This window comes from Vibrio sp. 1F169, assembly GCF_041439605.1.
GTDB lineage: Bacteria > Pseudomonadota > Gammaproteobacteria > Enterobacterales > Vibrionaceae > Vibrio > Vibrio tasmaniensis_A.
Genome location: NZ_JBGOOI010000003.1, coordinates 116,234 through 130,455 on the forward strand (window position 1 = coordinate 116,234; position 14,222 = coordinate 130,455).

General features: G+C 42.9%; 15 protein-coding genes. 10 read left to right on the forward strand and 5 right to left on the reverse strand.

Going from position 1 to position 14,222, the window contains the following annotated elements:
* Positions 1–28: 28 nt before the first annotated feature.
* Positions 29–931, reverse strand: coding sequence for a LysR family transcriptional regulator (locus ACED53_RS02275; RefSeq protein WP_017101519.1), 903 nt, complete (start codon positions 929–931; stop codon positions 29–31).
* A 138-nt stretch (positions 932–1,069) separates the two neighbouring features.
* On the opposite strand from ACED53_RS02275, the gene ACED53_RS02280 reads away from it, so the two are divergent.
* Positions 1,070–1,507 carry a PACE efflux transporter gene (locus ACED53_RS02280; protein ID WP_017101520.1) on the forward strand — a complete coding sequence of 146 codons (438 nt, stop codon included), beginning with the start codon at positions 1,070–1,072 and terminating at the stop codon, positions 1,505–1,507.
* 195 nt (positions 1,508–1,702) lie between these two features.
* Here ACED53_RS02280 and ACED53_RS02285 read toward each other — a convergent pair whose 3' ends face one another.
* Positions 1,703–2,170, reverse strand: coding sequence for a hypothetical protein (locus ACED53_RS02285; protein ID WP_012600934.1), 468 nt, complete (start codon positions 2,168–2,170; stop codon positions 1,703–1,705).
* Between the two features lie 306 nt (positions 2,171–2,476).
* On the reverse strand, positions 2,477–3,472 hold the full coding sequence (locus ACED53_RS02290; RefSeq protein WP_017101522.1) for an AraC family transcriptional regulator: 996 nt from the start codon (positions 3,470–3,472) through the stop codon (positions 2,477–2,479).
* A 159-nt stretch (positions 3,473–3,631) separates the two neighbouring features.
* Between ACED53_RS02290 and ACED53_RS02295 the strand changes: the two genes are divergently transcribed.
* Genes ACED53_RS02295 through ACED53_RS02310 form a run of 4 tightly spaced genes read left to right on the forward strand, consistent with a single transcriptional unit; the run spans position 3,632 to position 7,545 of the window.
* Positions 3,632–4,753 (forward strand): HlyD family secretion protein, encoded by a 1,122-nt coding sequence (locus tag ACED53_RS02295; protein ID WP_017101523.1) that lies wholly within the window; start codon positions 3,632–3,634, stop codon positions 4,751–4,753.
* Positions 4,743–5,762 carry a DUF2955 domain-containing protein gene (locus ACED53_RS02300; RefSeq protein WP_012600930.1) on the forward strand — a complete coding sequence of 340 codons (1,020 nt, stop codon included), beginning with the start codon at positions 4,743–4,745 and terminating at the stop codon, positions 5,760–5,762. The genes ACED53_RS02295 and ACED53_RS02300 overlap by 11 nt, the downstream gene beginning before the upstream one ends.
* Positions 5,763–5,784: 22 nt before the next feature.
* Positions 5,785–6,885 carry an AI-2E family transporter gene (locus tag ACED53_RS02305; protein ID WP_017096361.1) on the forward strand — a complete coding sequence of 367 codons (1,101 nt, stop codon included), beginning with the start codon at positions 5,785–5,787 and terminating at the stop codon, positions 6,883–6,885.
* The gene (locus ACED53_RS02310) at positions 6,886–7,545 is read left to right on the forward strand and encodes a potassium channel family protein (RefSeq protein WP_017101524.1); all 660 of its coding nucleotides are present in this window, start codon (positions 6,886–6,888) and stop codon (positions 7,543–7,545) included.
* Between the two features lie 121 nt (positions 7,546–7,666).
* Here the strand turns inward: ACED53_RS02310 and ACED53_RS02315 are convergent, their stop codons facing one another.
* Positions 7,667–8,206, reverse strand: coding sequence for a DUF3332 family protein (locus tag ACED53_RS02315; RefSeq protein ID WP_029225553.1), 540 nt, complete (start codon positions 8,204–8,206; stop codon positions 7,667–7,669).
* Between the two features lie 237 nt (positions 8,207–8,443).
* Between ACED53_RS02315 and ACED53_RS02320 the strand changes: the two genes are divergently transcribed.
* Entirely contained in the window at positions 8,444–9,037 is a 594-nt protein-coding gene (locus ACED53_RS02320) for a hypothetical protein (protein WP_017101526.1), read from the forward strand.
* 239 nt (positions 9,038–9,276) lie between these two features.
* Here ACED53_RS02320 and ACED53_RS02325 read toward each other — a convergent pair whose 3' ends face one another.
* Positions 9,277–9,486: a hypothetical protein gene (locus ACED53_RS02325; protein ID WP_004731601.1), complete on the reverse strand. Its 210-nt coding sequence runs from the start codon at positions 9,484–9,486 to the stop codon at positions 9,277–9,279.
* Positions 9,487–10,433: 947 nt separating this feature from the next.
* On the opposite strand from ACED53_RS02325, the gene ACED53_RS02330 reads away from it, so the two are divergent.
* From ACED53_RS02330 to ACED53_RS02345, 4 genes are all read left to right on the forward strand, one after another.
* Entirely contained in the window at positions 10,434–11,366 is a 933-nt protein-coding gene (locus tag ACED53_RS02330) for a siderophore ABC transporter substrate-binding protein (RefSeq protein ID WP_029225554.1), read from the forward strand.
* A 99-nt stretch (positions 11,367–11,465) separates the two neighbouring features.
* On the forward strand, positions 11,466–12,419 hold the full coding sequence (locus ACED53_RS02335; RefSeq protein ID WP_017101528.1) for an ABC transporter permease: 954 nt from the start codon (positions 11,466–11,468) through the stop codon (positions 12,417–12,419).
* Complete coding sequence (locus ACED53_RS02340; RefSeq protein WP_017101529.1) at positions 12,412–13,362, forward strand: iron chelate uptake ABC transporter family permease subunit; 951 nt, start codon at positions 12,412–12,414, stop codon at positions 13,360–13,362. Before ACED53_RS02335 ends, ACED53_RS02340 begins: the two co-directional genes overlap by 8 nt.
* A 12-nt stretch (positions 13,363–13,374) precedes the next feature.
* On the forward strand, positions 13,375–14,139 hold the full coding sequence (locus tag ACED53_RS02345) for an ABC transporter ATP-binding protein (RefSeq protein ID WP_012600922.1): 765 nt from the start codon (positions 13,375–13,377) through the stop codon (positions 14,137–14,139).
* The last annotated feature ends 83 nt before the right edge of the window (positions 14,140–14,222 follow it).

The following is a 14,222-nucleotide window of genomic DNA, read 5'->3' on the forward strand; positions in this document are numbered from 1 at the left end:
ATAGGCTGAACTCAAGGATTGGGGAAGATTAGTTGGCTTGCCACTGATTGTTCTCTAATGAGTGGCCTTTTAGTTTTTCAAGTAAACTTGTTAACACTGGGCCATTGATATGGCTGCGAGACACTAAGCAACCCACTGGAGTAATCCAACCACCATGCTCGTGTGCCACTGGCAGTGCTACGAGATCACCTTTCTGAATCCCTTCCATCACCATCATTTCAGGCACATTTGCCCACCCTACGTTCTGTTCAACGAGATCGATGATCGTTTTGTGGTTGTTGGCATACCAAATCATGGAGCTGATGCCATAGGTGAACCACAATTCGCGCTGCTTAGAACTACGATGCACACATTGGCGGTAGCGCTTTAGGTCTGAGTCTTGAACGACGGGCATTTGGCTCAGCTCGTGAGTGGCGGAGCTAACTGTAAGAAAACGTGCTTGACCCAGTAAGAAGAAGTCCATATCTACTTTAAGTTCACCATCCGCATAGATGATGCCAATCTGTGCTTTGCCGCGTCTGACTAAGTCTTCAACATCGAAGGTTGAGGTGGTAATAATATCGAAATGTGTGATTGGAAACTGATCGGCTAGTGAGCTGATTATCTTAATGAAATTCTTATCTATGATGCTCTCATCAATGGCAATGATCAGTTCGTGTTCATCTTCATGTGTCAGCGATTCTACTTTTTGGTCGAAGTACTTTTGTTGGTCGAGAATCGACTTAGCGACAGGCAATAAGGCTTTACCTGTGTTGGTCAAAACAGGGATGTTTTTCTCGCGGTTAAACAGCTCTTGGTCGATAGCTATTTCTAGGTTGGCGATCGATTGGCTGACACCAGACTGAGCGCGTTTTAGCTTGCGTGCTGCAGCAGAAAAAGAGCCACTTTCACACACGGTGACGAAGACTTTTAATTGCTCAAAACTGTACATGTTACCTCTCGCTCAATACCAAATGGGATGATAATGCTCAGGCTATCACTAATCGTGATGGCTGTTAACTTTCTCTTATTATTTTCGATGACATAATCCGAGCTAATCCAACACATACTAGATTATTTAGAGGAATGTATGAGTACGTTAGAAAGAGTGTTCCACTCAGTGTTATTCGAAGTTTTGGCCGTAACACTTTCAATTATGGGGTTGGCGATATTTACCGATCATGATGTGAATGCCTTATCAGGAACCATGATAGTTGTTGCGACAATCGCTATGATTTGGAATTACTGTTTTAACCGCATTTTTGATCGCTACTTCACGGGTGAAAAATCAAAGCGTTCGCTGAAATTGCGTGTTTTTCACGTGGTGTTGTTTGAAGCTGGTCTTCTCATAGCGACAATCCCAGTGATGGCTTTCTTGCTTAATGTGGGGATTTGGCAGGCATTCTTAATGGATATCGGCGTGACCATTTTTATTACTATTTACGCGTTTGTGTTTAATCTGATTTACGATCACGTGAGATCGTTCTTGGTACGCAGATCTTTCGCGGTTAAATTTGGAGCGAGCTAAAAGTGGTCTTAATCCTGGCGAGGGAGAAATAACCTCGTCATTCTAAGCTCATCTCCGTCAACACTCCCTCAAAAAAGCGCAAAACGCTTTTAACCGATCCTTCGGAAAGCGTTTTGCTTTTTAGTGATGCAACGTTATCGGCTTCCCGAGTAGCCCACTTATTGTTTGCAGTTCACTTGAAAATCGATAGAGCGCTTAGGCTTTTTCGGTTTTCTGCGTGTCATCCAATGCAAAGTAGATTTTAGAAACAATCACTTCGGCAACCAGAATGGTAAATACCACTGCAAAGAAGGCGACGACACCGTTCCAAGGCCCCGTGAAATCCACTTTGTCACCAAATAGGATATTGATGGCTTCTAGCATCACGAATTTTGAACCGACCAGAATTACGTAGCTCGACAGGCCTCTGTAGATCTTAGGGGCAGTGCCGGGTTTCGACTTGAAGTAATCCGCGAGCTTATGTTCTAAGCCGATAGACAACTTGAGCAACAGCTGTAACAAAATCGCAGCTGCAAATGAAATGGTGAAAGACTCGATATTGACGAAGTCCCAATATTCATCAAAAAAATTGAGAACGGTTAAATCAACGAGTACGGCGAGCGTGTAACCGACAAAGAGCCGTTGGGGCGTATTAAATCCATATACTTTTTCTATATTGCTCATCTACATCTTCCTGAGTAAAGGGTTATAAAAAACTTAGGAGATAAACTTATAACTTTCAAACGCTTATTATTTTATATGCGAAACAGCTCTTAAAGTGGGTGTGGCGCATTATGGTAAGTATCTCTGTCGAGATTGATCCAAGATGGTACTTCGACTTAAAGAGGAGTACGTATGATTATTTATTTTAGGGTACAAGACGTAGAAGAGCTTTGGGGCGCGATAGATCTAGCGACACTCTTACAAATGGAACTGAGAGGGAGGCCAGATTGTACTCAGTCCAAAACTACACTTAGTCCAAAATTACATCTAGTCCAAAATTGAACGTTGGTAAATCTTCGGCGTAAGACCAGACACACGCTTAAACGCCCGAGAAAAGTGAGAGATGTTGGTGTAGCCGAGTTGGCTAGAGATGTAGGTCAGCGTATGACCTTCTTCCATCAGCTCACAAGCCACAGAAAACATTAGGTTTTCTTTGATCTTTCGATAGGTCGTATTTTCATTTTTGAGTTTGCGTTGAAAAGTTCGTACAGAAAAATTGAGCAGTTCAGCCGCTTCTTCAAGTGAGAGATCTTGTTCTTTCATGTAGGGCTTGAGTAGCTCATAAACGCTATCGGTAAAGCTAGTGTGCCACTCAATAAGCGTCGGTTTAGCACTGAGTTCTTTAGAGGTTAGGCGAATTGGGAGTTGTAAGATTTCTTCAGGAATCAGCACAGCCGTCGACGGCTGTTCAACAAACAGTTGGCAGCTACTTGGCACCAGTGTTTTGACGACATCGATGTCATGTCCTTGTAGACGCACCTTATTAGGTAACCATGGCGATTGGGATAAAATGGTTATTAATTCAATGATATATGTAATCGCAAAAGCTTCTCCCCATTGAAACATAGGGGAATTGTCTTCGGGGGCGGTTCGACAAAACCAGCTCTGACCGTGTTCTTGAATAAACTCGACTTTGCTGCCTGGGGAGTCGTAGGCAAAGATTGAATTGATCTGTTTTAGTGCATCACCAATGGTTTCGAATTCGGTAAATTGATGCAAGACATTTGGGATGATTCGACGTCGAAATGCGAGTCCAAGAATATCGGTGAACCGAGATACGCCGAGTTGTGCAGATGTAAGATAAATCAAACGCTTAATGGATTCCGATGGCACAAAATCACTTTCTGATTCGATAAGGTCAGGTGGTAAACCGGAATCTTTAAGCAACAGATGTAAATCAAGACCATAGTCAGAAAATACCTGAACCAGAATTTTAGCGTAGTTCGTTTGAATTACCGGGACTTGGTAGTGACTAGAGGTCATTGGAATACAATCCTGTATATATTGTTGCATTATTAGACGTGCATATCATTTGCAACGTTTTGTTTACTAAATCTAACCCTATTTACTTGAGTTTTCCATCGCTGGGTTTATTTTTAAAGTATTAATTTTGTTGATGTTAGTTATCTAGAAGGGAGTCCCATGTCAGAAACCAAAGGGAATAAGCAAGAAGCCAATGAAGAAGTTGGCCAGCAAGAAAATGGAAAAGACAAAGTAAGAAAGGTCACAAACTATCTATTGTTGTTTGTTGCATTCATGTTGATCTTCAGTGTCATTTCAGACCGAATCATCCCTATTACTGATAATGCTCGTGTAAAAGGTTATATCGTTCCAATCAAGCCAGAGGTGTCGGGTAAAGTACTCGATATACTGGTTCAACCTAACCAACTGGTTAATCAAGGCGACAGGTTAGCCATTTTAGATGAGTCTGATTACAAAATTGCAGTACAACAAGCCGAGCAAAATTTAGAGATTGCAGGCCAAAATGTCGGTGCTCAAACCGCGAGCATTGCTTCAGCCCAAGCGAAACTCACTTCAGCGATTGTTGAAAGACAAAACACCAAGCTACAAGCCAAGCGTGTTTTAGAGATGGCTGATAAAGGTGTGGTTTCTAAATCAGATGCAGATAAAGCGAGAGCCGCATTAGCAACGTCTCGAGCGGCGGTTGTCAATGCAGAAGCTGACCTTGACCGTGCTAAGAAACAAATGGGTAAAGAAGGTCAGGAAAACAGCCAAGTGAAAGCGGCGTTGTTAGCACTTGAACAGGCACAGTTGAACCTAGAGCGCACCGTGATTACAGCACCGACACAAGGTGGCGTTTCTAACTTTAGCCTTTCTGAGGGTTTTTACGCATCAGCAGGTCAACCGATCATGACTTTTGTTTCGACGGAAGATATCTGGATTGAAGCTTATTATCGAGAGAACAGCCTAGGTAATGTAACGGTCGGTGATGAAGTTGAAGTAGCGTTAGATTTCGCACCGGGAAAAGTGGTAAAAGGGCGCGTAAGTAGTATCGATTGGGGTGTTGATTGGGGGCAAAATGATCAAGCAGGTAAGCTTGCGCAAGCTAGCCAACAAACGGGTTGGTTGCGCCAAACACAGATGCTTCCTATCACCATTGAATTTGACAATGAAGAAGTGACAGGCATGCTCCGAGTGGGTGGCCAAGCGGATGTGATTGTTTATAGCGGCGACAACTTTGTGTTCAACGCGATAGGCAAAGTATGGATTCGTCTGATTAGCGTATTGTCTTATGTCCGATAAGCCGATTCCTGACCAACAAACACAGCAACGTATCCTGCGATTTACTGTCGGGGTCACGTTGGCTGTTTTCTTGGCGGCGTGGATAAACTGGCCACTTGCGTTTGTGGCGCCAGTGTTCACTGCTAAGTTCTTAATTGATAAATCAAACCTCCATAAGGAAACGGTCTACGAATTGCTCTTGGCCGTTGTGGTGACGATGGGGTTAGGTTTATTGCTGTCGCGAGGAATTACCCATTACCCAATTCCATTGCTGATTTTGGTGGGGTTAATGATGCTGTGGGGTTACTACTTGTTTGTCGACCCTAAATGGAACCTTTTCGCCACCATATTGTTGATTGCTGTCTTGATGCTGCCTTTTATGGCGATTGATAACCCCGGAGTCTCTGTATTGTTGGCATCAGGTTTAGCGACTTCTGGTGTAGTGTCGGTGACTATTTTTGCGCTTGTTCATGTCTTTTTCCCTGAACCTAAGTCGGAGTTCTCTGGCTTTGCGTCGGTACCTTTCAATAAGACAGAGCGCTGGTATGCGGCTTTCCGTGCGATGATTATCTCTTATCCCGTTGTGTGCTTTTTCTTTATTTTTCAGATATCTGAAGCATTGTTAACTATGATGTTTATTGCGTTGTTATCGTTAATGATCACTTCAGAAAAATCAGTCAAATTAAGTGCATTTCTGGTGATCAGCAATGGCATTGGTGGCTTGCTTGCGATAGCGGCTTTTTCAATCCTTTCGATTGTTCCGAATATTATCTTCTACTCTTTATTCATAGGCTTGGTCGCTATTGTGATTGCTAAGAAGATCTACACGGTTCCCGAAAAAGCACCGATTTTCGCCACTGCATTTAGTACCTTGCTAGTACTTGTCGGTAGCACATTGATGAGCTCCGGCGATATCGATAGCAACACTTTTATTCGCATATTCCAATTATTGCTAATTGGCATATATATGATTTTGGCCTCTTTATTCCTAGAAACTCGGAATTGGAAGTTTCTACAAAATCAGCATTAATTTTGTCTAACAAGGACGTCTCATGAAGTTAACCGACGATTTTTCAAAACAGGCAATAGACGCTGCCATCAAAATTGCAGCGATTGCTATGCTCGTCTACTGGTGTTTTGCGATTTTACGCCCATTCATTCTATTGGTTATTTGGGGGGCGATCATTGCGACTGCGCTCTATCCAGTTGCTGTCGCGATTTCAAATAAGACGGGAATGTCGAAAGGAAAAGCCAGCGCATTACTGAGCTTTATCGGAGTACTGTTACTGCTCATTCCTTTAGTTGCGCTCTCTTCCGGTATTTACACCAGTGCTTCGGACCTAATGACAGGGCTACAGGACGGAACCCTGTCTCTGCCGAAACCCAAAGAGTCTTTACAAGATATTCCATTCATTGGGGAGAAGGTATATTCAACCTTAGTAGCTGCCTCCAATAATATTGAAGGCACGTTCATAAAGTATGCTGACGAACTGAAACAGTTTGCGACGAAAGCTGCTTCTGTTTTAGGCTCTCTCGGCGGTGGGTTTATTCAGTTTATTATTTCTACCATCATTGCTGGCGCATTTATGAGTAACGCCGATAAGTGCCAAACAGGGGTCACTCACTTAGTGGCTCGCCTAACCGATGGTAAAGGTGAAGAGTTGGTACAGTTATCTAAATCAACGGTACGTAGTGTCGTGCAGGGTGTGATAGGTGTTGCTGTGATTCAATCCATTATGTCAGCAATTGGTTTAGTGATTGCTGGCGTTCCTGCGGCTGCGTTTTGGGCATTAGCTGTTCTGCTCATTGCTATTATCCAACTTCCGCCGATTCTTGCTTTATTGCCTGCAATTATTTACATGTTCAGTGTTGAATCGACGCTAGCGGCGAGCCTGTTCTTAGTGTGGTGTATTTTGGTCAGTGGCAGTGACGCTATTTTGAAACCGATGCTATTGAGCCGCGGCTCTCATATCCCAATGTTGGTTATTCTACTGGGTGCATTGGGCGGAATGGCGATGTCAGGAATCGTTGGTCTGTTTGTTGGTGCAGTTATACTGAGTTTAAGCTATGAGCTGATGATGGCATGGCTTGGACTTGAAGAGAAAAACCAAGAAGAAACTGAGAAAAAACCAGCAGAGGCAGAGGAAAAATAGATGAAGCCAGTCTCTAAAGACGACAACTTCTACTTCTTATTCTATGCACTGTTGGTGTTGTTTTTTGGTTGCGCGGTGATGCAGCAGTTTTATCCGCAAGGTCAAAAGACCATTCTGTTTTTGATCATTATTACTTTGGCTGTTTCGATAGTGGGAATACATAAAGAGCGAGCCTTGTATCGCTCTTGGTATGGTCTGCTATTGATAACCGCTACGGTGTCGGGGGTATTCTCGTTTTTGGAGGACTATAACCTTTCGATAGTGACGTTAACGGCATTGGCGGTGTTTCTGTTCTCACATATTTATTCCGCTCTCAAACAGGTAATGAAAGCAAAGACGGTGACGCCCAATCACATTATTGGTTCTATCTGTATTTACTTGTTGTTAGGGTTCGCTTGGTCGACTATCTACTTGTTGATTTTAGAAATCTTCCCTAATGCATTTAACGGGTTAGAAGAGCAAATCTGGCTGACCAACTTGTTCAATGCGATGTACTTTAGCTTTATCACCTTGACCACGGTTGGCTATGGCGACATATCACCGGCTTTGCCTATTGCTCAATTCTTTGTGTTCATGGAGTCCATTATCGGCAGTTTCTATTTAGCCATCATGGTCGCGAGCTTGGTGAGCATTCGACTTGCACAGTCTCAGTCCCAATAGATCATTTACAAATAATAGAACACATACAAAGAAGCCCAGCAGTAGCCGGGCTTCTTTTTTGCTTTACGCGTTTCAAAGTCAAACGAAGCTTTCAGGTTGAACTCCCTATGAGCTACGAATCTTAAGCTTCAGAGCTTTGAATCTTCTCTAATTCAGCGATAGTCGTTTGCGATACAAGCTGACCATCCATGTAATAGGTAACGTTTTGACCGTTTTTGATGCCTGTTAGAGTCGCGGTTTCACCAGACGTATAGACGATGTCCATTTGAATCGTGTTTTCGTCGATCTTAATCATCTCACCTGTCTCAATGGCTCGATTGTTTGAAATCGGTCCTACAGGCGCTTCTTTCAAGCTTGGGTCTAGGTCGTCGTTCACTTCGAAGTGTGTATCTGTTTTTGTATCAAATACGTGTGGCGAGCCACTGATTGGGTTTTTGCCTGTCCAAAATTCAAGTGAGTTGAATACGACATAGTCGGCTGCGGTTGTAATACCGTACACAGGCGCTAATAAGAAGTTTACACCTGCACGAGCATAGCGGTTATCGACAACTTCAACGTTAAATTTCATCACTTTCCCTGTTACGGCGTTGCTGCCGATACAACCAGTTAGCGCAGAAGCCAAAACCGTTAGTCCTACAATTTTAAGTGCAATCTTTTTCATTTTAGTACCTGTATAAGTTAGAAGTCTGTTTTGTTGGAACAGGTGTAGTATGGGTTTTAATCGATGACCAGTTTTACCATTTAACGCCATATGGATTAATAAGTAGCCAAAAGATAACGTATTGAGAGAATTTAAGTACGCACCTAGATATAACCTATCAAGTTACCGAAAAAACGAGGTTATATAGTGGTATGATCGCGGGCTCAGCACCATAAGTGATAAAGAATAGGAAACAGAATGACTCACCTTACAGAGCAGCAAGAAGCTGCAATGGCGACGTTTAAGGAAAACTTACACCTTCCAAACGGTGGTTTTCATAAACTGATTATCGAGCTAAGTAAGGAATATCAGCTGCCTTTCCAAAAGGTGCGTGCGGTTTTAAAGAAAGCTCAAAAAGATGTTGAACGACAGATACGAGAAGACTTTAACAGTGTTGATGACACAGTTCTGAGCCAAGAGAATTGGGTAAATATCATTAAGTCGAAGCTTGTTGAGTTAGCGGAAGAAAACCAAACGATTATGGATAAGCTGCAACAAAACCTGAAGTATCAAAAAGTGTTGTCGGCAACCGAAGGTTCAATCGCAAGTGAAGACGAACGTGACGAGTTGATTGAAGAGTTGATTCAAGCTTATGAGAAAGAGGTGTTCAAACCTTTACTGGCGATGCTGCATACGACAAAGCTGTATTGGAAGTTAATGCTGGTGGATGAGACATGTAAGATGAATGAGGAAAATCGTGAGAAGTTCAGTGACTACCCTCAACACATGCAAGCTGCAGAACACTTATATACTCTTGATCAAAAGTTAAGGTCGATGCCGTTAACTTATTAGTCCATGAATGCACTGATAATGGCTCATTGGTGATTCAGAGTTTGATATAAGTTGGTTTCAATAGAAGTACGATAACCTAGCTAGCGTTAGCCGCGTGTGAAATGCAAAAAGGGCTAGGTTTCTAATCTGTTTTACTTCTACTCTATTTTGTTCTGCTAGAGCGAATTGAGGGTGACATCTTTGACTTTTTTATATCTGTCGAACTAGACGGTGCTTCTTTCTGTAGCCGATGGGAAATGCTATAGGAGTGTGAAATGTCCTAGGGTGTTTCCGTTGCCTGAAACGATAGTTCCGATGCTTTCTCGTTCATTAAATTCAAAGTCGATGAGATAACTATGATGTTGTAGCTTGGGCAATATGTGGCGGTGGAGTATATCGCTATTGAGCTGTCGAATCTCGGTGACCCATGAAATCTCTTCTTTGTGTAAGTCTATTTTAATCTTGAGCATTTATTACCTTTTAGTTTATTGACTGTTTTTTCGCGTGATAGTTGGTACCAATGGGTTTGTCGTGTTGTTCTGCGTGACATAACTGTGCCTTGTGTTTATTACATTTGTATTTAAGTGATCGATCTATTCTGACTTCGCTGATAAAAGAGCGAATGACGAGAGATCGGTAGTAGGATCGAATTTAAAAGCTATTGAATGACTATCTGGGTGAAAGCTGACGCAGAGATGGTGTAACGAGGGAATCGAGAACTGTCTATGTGGAACTTGGACTTACTTTAGCATTAACAGCTCTATAGATTAGAGCCAGGTGGCGAACTATACGCCTAGTTTTTTAAATTACAACCCTATTTCTAATTAAATTTAAAAATATTTTTGAATGATTTGCCGTCGCTTATTGATAGTTAAATGAACGAAGGACAGGGGATTGACCATGGTATCTGACTGAGGCTCGGTTTTGCACCGCTTCGTATTCTTTGTCATTGGTGGTTTTAATTGAGGTATTAACTTAGTGGTAGTTAAGCGTCTGTTATACTTAGTCTTTACATTGTAAATCACAATTCGTGACACTGAGGTTTAGCGTTGTAATTAGGGGTTTAGCGTTGTAATTACAGGGTTTTCGGGCACTTTTCCCCATCAGTTTTTTCTTCAGATTGATGATCATTTTCCTCTTCTCGCTTTTTGCTATTTTTGATTCCTAATATCTCTCCCGACTACGCAAAACATGAATACTCACTTTTACGTTTCTGAATAATAAAGTTGTTGTGTCGCTAATTTAACGCAAATATAATTGATAATAGTTCTCACTTGCGTTACAAGTTTGTTGTCAAAGCAATGACAGACTTTAAATTATCGTTATTTAGCCGTTGTGTATGCCCCATGCTCATCTATGAGTAATGTGACTTTTATTGTCATGAGTGGTGGTTTGTATCCATGGCAAAGGAAGACACATGAAGAAAACAATCAATTCAGTTCGTCAGTTATTGGGTGGGCTTGCTATCGCTCTTGCATCATCATTGATAATGACCGCTCAAGCGGAAACAATCACTATTGAACACGTAAAGGGCACGGTGCAGTTTACCGAAGTACCACAGCGCGTTGTAGTACTTGGCTTTGGTAGCTTGGATGTGCTTGATCAGATTGGTATACAGCCAGTTGGCGCGCCTCACAGCCTAATGCCTGACTATCTAGCTTCGTACAAAGATACGACGGCAAATACGGGCTCATTGAGTGAACCTGATTTTGAAGCTATCTACATGCTGAAGCCTGACATCATCATTGCCGAAAACCGTATGCTTAAGGTTTACGATCAACTAGCAAAAATAGCTCCGACCATCATGTTCTCTATTGAAGGTGACAAATACTGGGCTGATGCTCAGCAAAACTGGCGCGCGCTAGGCAAGCTCTTTGGTAAGCAAGCTAAAGTAGAAGCGCTCATTAAAGAGACTCAAGCTTCTATCACGGCGGTTAACGACAAAGTCGCGTCTGACGAAACGTCAGCAATGATGCTAATGAACAACGGCAACAACATTGCGATGTTCAATAAGGGCAGTCGCTTCTCAATCATCTTTGATGACTTTGGCTTTGTGGAGTCAAAGAGTGCGACAGTGGCTCCGATTAAAGGGAATCACGGCAATCTAATCTCGTTTGAATATATTGCTGATGCAAAACCTGAAGTGCTTTACGTGCTTGACCGCGAAAAAGCGATCGGTAGGTCAGAAGGGCGCGCACAACAGCTGTTTGACAACCCACTGGTTGCGGCAACACCAGCAGCGCAGCAAGGCAACATCGTTTACCTTGATTCAAGTGCTTGGTATCTGGTAGGTGGCGGCGTAACAGCGATTCACAGAATGTTGGGTGACATTGAACGTACGATTCAATAGTTACTAATCATCAGATTCTCGGGCTTATAAGAGTGTTCTTATAAGCCCTTTTTCACTTTTTTATACGGTCTCCCCGATCCTACCTTTAGTATTACTTCTATGTTAAAACCCATTGCAGCTGCTGTATTTCTTGTTGTGTTATGCGTTGCGTCATTAATGATTGGAGTCGCTGAGATCAGTTTTAGCGATTTTTTCAATGGCAACCAACACGCCAACTCTATTTATGTTGTTAGTCGGATCCCTCGACTGTTCGCGATTGTGCTTGCCGGTGCTGGCTTGAGTGTTGCAGGCTTGATAATGCAACAGATTGTTCAGAATAAGTTTGCTGCGCCTTCGACGATGGGCACGATTGATTGCGCCATGCTTGGATATATAGTCGGTATTCTGGTGCTGGGCAATGCCGCGCAATGGAGCTATTTAGGTTTCATTTTCGCGTTTGCGGTGTTAGGCACCATGCTATTGGTCCGCTTTCTGCAACACTTGAAGTTCAAGAATGCGGTGTTGGTACCTTTGATTGGCATCATGTATGGCAACGTTATTTCCTCTCTAACAACCTTTATTGCTTACAAATACGATTTAGTACAAACCATGTCGGCTTGGACGATGGCGAACTTTGCGAGTGTATTGCAAGGCAGCTATGAAATCCTTTACCTCGCAGTGCCTGCTTGTGTATTGGCTTACTACTTTGCGAGTCAGTTCAGTGCGGCAAGTATTGGTGAAAGCTTCGCAAAAAACATTGGCCTCAATTATCAGAAGATCGTATTCATTGGTGTTGCATTGGTTGCTATCTGCGCCTCTTCTGTGGTGATGATCGTTGGTGTTATCCCATTCCTTGGCCTTATCGTGCCAAATATCGTGTCGTTGATGATGGGCGATAACATGAAGAAGATTCTGCCTTGGACAGCTTACTGGGGCGTGATCTTGGTATTGGTCTGCGACTTGTTAGCTCGAATCGTTATCTTTCCTTACGAGATTCCAATCTCAATGGTAATCAGTGTCTTTGGCGGCTTGATTTTTATCTACCTGATCATGAGAGACAAGTCGAATGCGTGATTCAGTAAAAATTGCGATTCTGGCTATCGCGTCTTTGGGTATGGCGGCAGTATTTGTGGGGCAGGGACTTACGTGGGATAACTACGAATTCTTCTTGTCTTTGCGACTACCCAAACTGCTGTCGATTGTGTTGGCGGCGGTGGCGATCTCTGCATCGTCATTGGTTTTCCAAACCATCACTAATAATCGAATTCTAACCCCATCCATCTTGGGCTTTGACAGTCTGTATATGCTGGTTCAAACGGTGCTTCTGTTTGTGTTTGGCAGTACCAGTTTCTGGGTGATTGATTCAATCGCAAACTTTTCATTGTCTGTGACTGTGATGATCTTGTTCTCGTTTGCACTGTTCCATTTTTACTTCAAGAGCAAGCGAAACAACGTATTTACACTGTTGTTGATTGGTATTGTGTGCGGCAGCGTATTCTCAAGCTTAGCGAACTTCCTTGCGATGTTGATTGATCCCAATGAATTCGCGGTGCTGCAGAATGTGATGTTCGCAAGCTTCAATAACGTGAAAGGCGAACTGGTTTACCTCAGCCTTATTCCATTAGGTTTGAGCTTGCTTGGCCTGTGGTTGTTAGCGCCTAAGCTTGATGTGCTTTGGCTTGGTGTCGATAACGCAATAAGCTTAGGGGTGAACACCAAGCGACTGACTCAAATTACCTTGGTGATTGTGTCAGTGATGGTCGCGGTATCGACTGCTTTGGTTGGCCCAGTGCTGTTCTTTGGTTTAATCACCGTGAGCTTAGTTCGTCAGATATTCAAATCTTATCAACATCGTGTGCTTATCATCGCGAGCAGTTTGTTAGCGGTCGTTCTATTGGTTTCAGGTCAATGGTTTATCGAAAAAGTGATGGCGTTTGAAACCACTGTGAGCGTGATCATTAACTTGGTCGGTGGTTTGTATTTTATGTTCTTGTTGTTACGTACCAGAATTCAGTAAAGGTAGTAAGTAGTGATTAAATTAACAGGTTTAACTAAGAAGTATGGCAAGTCACTCGTGGTTGATGATGCCAGTGCTATGTTCCCGAAAGGGGAAGTGACTTCTATTATTGGCCCAAATGGTGCGGGTAAAAGTACGCTGCTTTCTATGGCGAGTCGCTTAACCGAAAGTGATGCGGGCGAGGTCGTTATTGGCGATAAATTACTGGCTGAATGGGATACCAAAGAGCTTGCGAAGCACCTTGCTGTGTTAAGACAATCAAACAACATCAATATGCGATTTACGATTCGTGAGTTGGTCTGTTTTGGGCGTTTCCCACATTCTCAAGGTCGCTTGAAAGACGAAGATCATAAGATCGTCGATACGGCACTAGAGCACCTTGGCATTACCGATATCCAAAACAGATACCTTGATGAATTGAGTGGTGGTCAGCGTCAAATGGCGTTTATCGCGATGGTTGTGGCGCAAGATACGGATTATGTGTTCTTGGATGAGCCACTAAACAACCTAGATATTAAACACTCGGTTGAAATCATGCAGACGCTACGTCGCCTAGCGCATGAGTTTAATAAGGCGGTGGTTATTGTGATTCACGACATCAACTTTGCTTCTTGTTACTCAGATAACATTGTTGCGATGAAGAGGGGCCAAGTGGTTAAGTCGGGCAAGGTCTCTGAAGTGGTTGAAAAGTCAGTGATGGAGTCGATCTACGAGATCCCATTTGAGATTCGTGAGTTCGATGGTGTTCGAATCTGTATGTATTATTCAGGTCGTTAGGTTGCTGGTTCGCTAGGCTGCTTAAATCCTTAGTTACCGAAATGAGAAGAGCTCCTACACTATGAGGAGCTCTTTTTGTCTCT

Bases quoted from the DNA above. Each gene is read 5' to 3' on its own strand.
- ACED53_RS02320 (WP_017101526.1), top strand. From the start codon at position 8,444: ATGACTCACCTTACAGAGCAGCAAGAAGCTGCAATGGCGACGTTTAAG.
- ACED53_RS02305 (WP_017096361.1), top strand. From the start codon at position 5,785: ATGAAGTTAACCGACGATTTTTCAAAACAGGCAATAGACGCTGCCATC.
- ACED53_RS02315 (WP_029225553.1), bottom strand. From the start codon at position 8,206: ATGAAAAAGATTGCACTTAAAATTGTAGGACTAACGGTTTTGGCTTCT.
- ACED53_RS02280 (WP_017101520.1), top strand. From the start codon at position 1,070: ATGAGTACGTTAGAAAGAGTGTTCCACTCAGTGTTATTCGAAGTTTTG.
- ACED53_RS02275 (WP_017101519.1), bottom strand. From the start codon at position 931: ATGTACAGTTTTGAGCAATTAAAAGTCTTCGTCACCGTGTGTGAAAGT.
- ACED53_RS02285 (WP_012600934.1), bottom strand. From the start codon at position 2,170: ATGAGCAATATAGAAAAAGTATATGGATTTAATACGCCCCAACGGCTC.
- ACED53_RS02335 (WP_017101528.1), top strand. From the start codon at position 11,466: ATGTTAAAACCCATTGCAGCTGCTGTATTTCTTGTTGTGTTATGCGTT.
- ACED53_RS02330 (WP_029225554.1), top strand. From the start codon at position 10,434: ATGAAGAAAACAATCAATTCAGTTCGTCAGTTATTGGGTGGGCTTGCT.
- ACED53_RS02295 (WP_017101523.1), top strand. From the start codon at position 3,632: ATGTCAGAAACCAAAGGGAATAAGCAAGAAGCCAATGAAGAAGTTGGC.
- ACED53_RS02340 (WP_017101529.1), top strand. From the start codon at position 12,412: ATGCGTGATTCAGTAAAAATTGCGATTCTGGCTATCGCGTCTTTGGGT.
- ACED53_RS02290 (WP_017101522.1), bottom strand. From the start codon at position 3,472: ATGACCTCTAGTCACTACCAAGTCCCGGTAATTCAAACGAACTACGCT.
- ACED53_RS02300 (WP_012600930.1), top strand. From the start codon at position 4,743: ATGTCCGATAAGCCGATTCCTGACCAACAAACACAGCAACGTATCCTG.
- ACED53_RS02310 (WP_017101524.1), top strand. From the start codon at position 6,886: ATGAAGCCAGTCTCTAAAGACGACAACTTCTACTTCTTATTCTATGCA.
- ACED53_RS02325 (WP_004731601.1), bottom strand. From the start codon at position 9,486: ATGCTCAAGATTAAAATAGACTTACACAAAGAAGAGATTTCATGGGTC.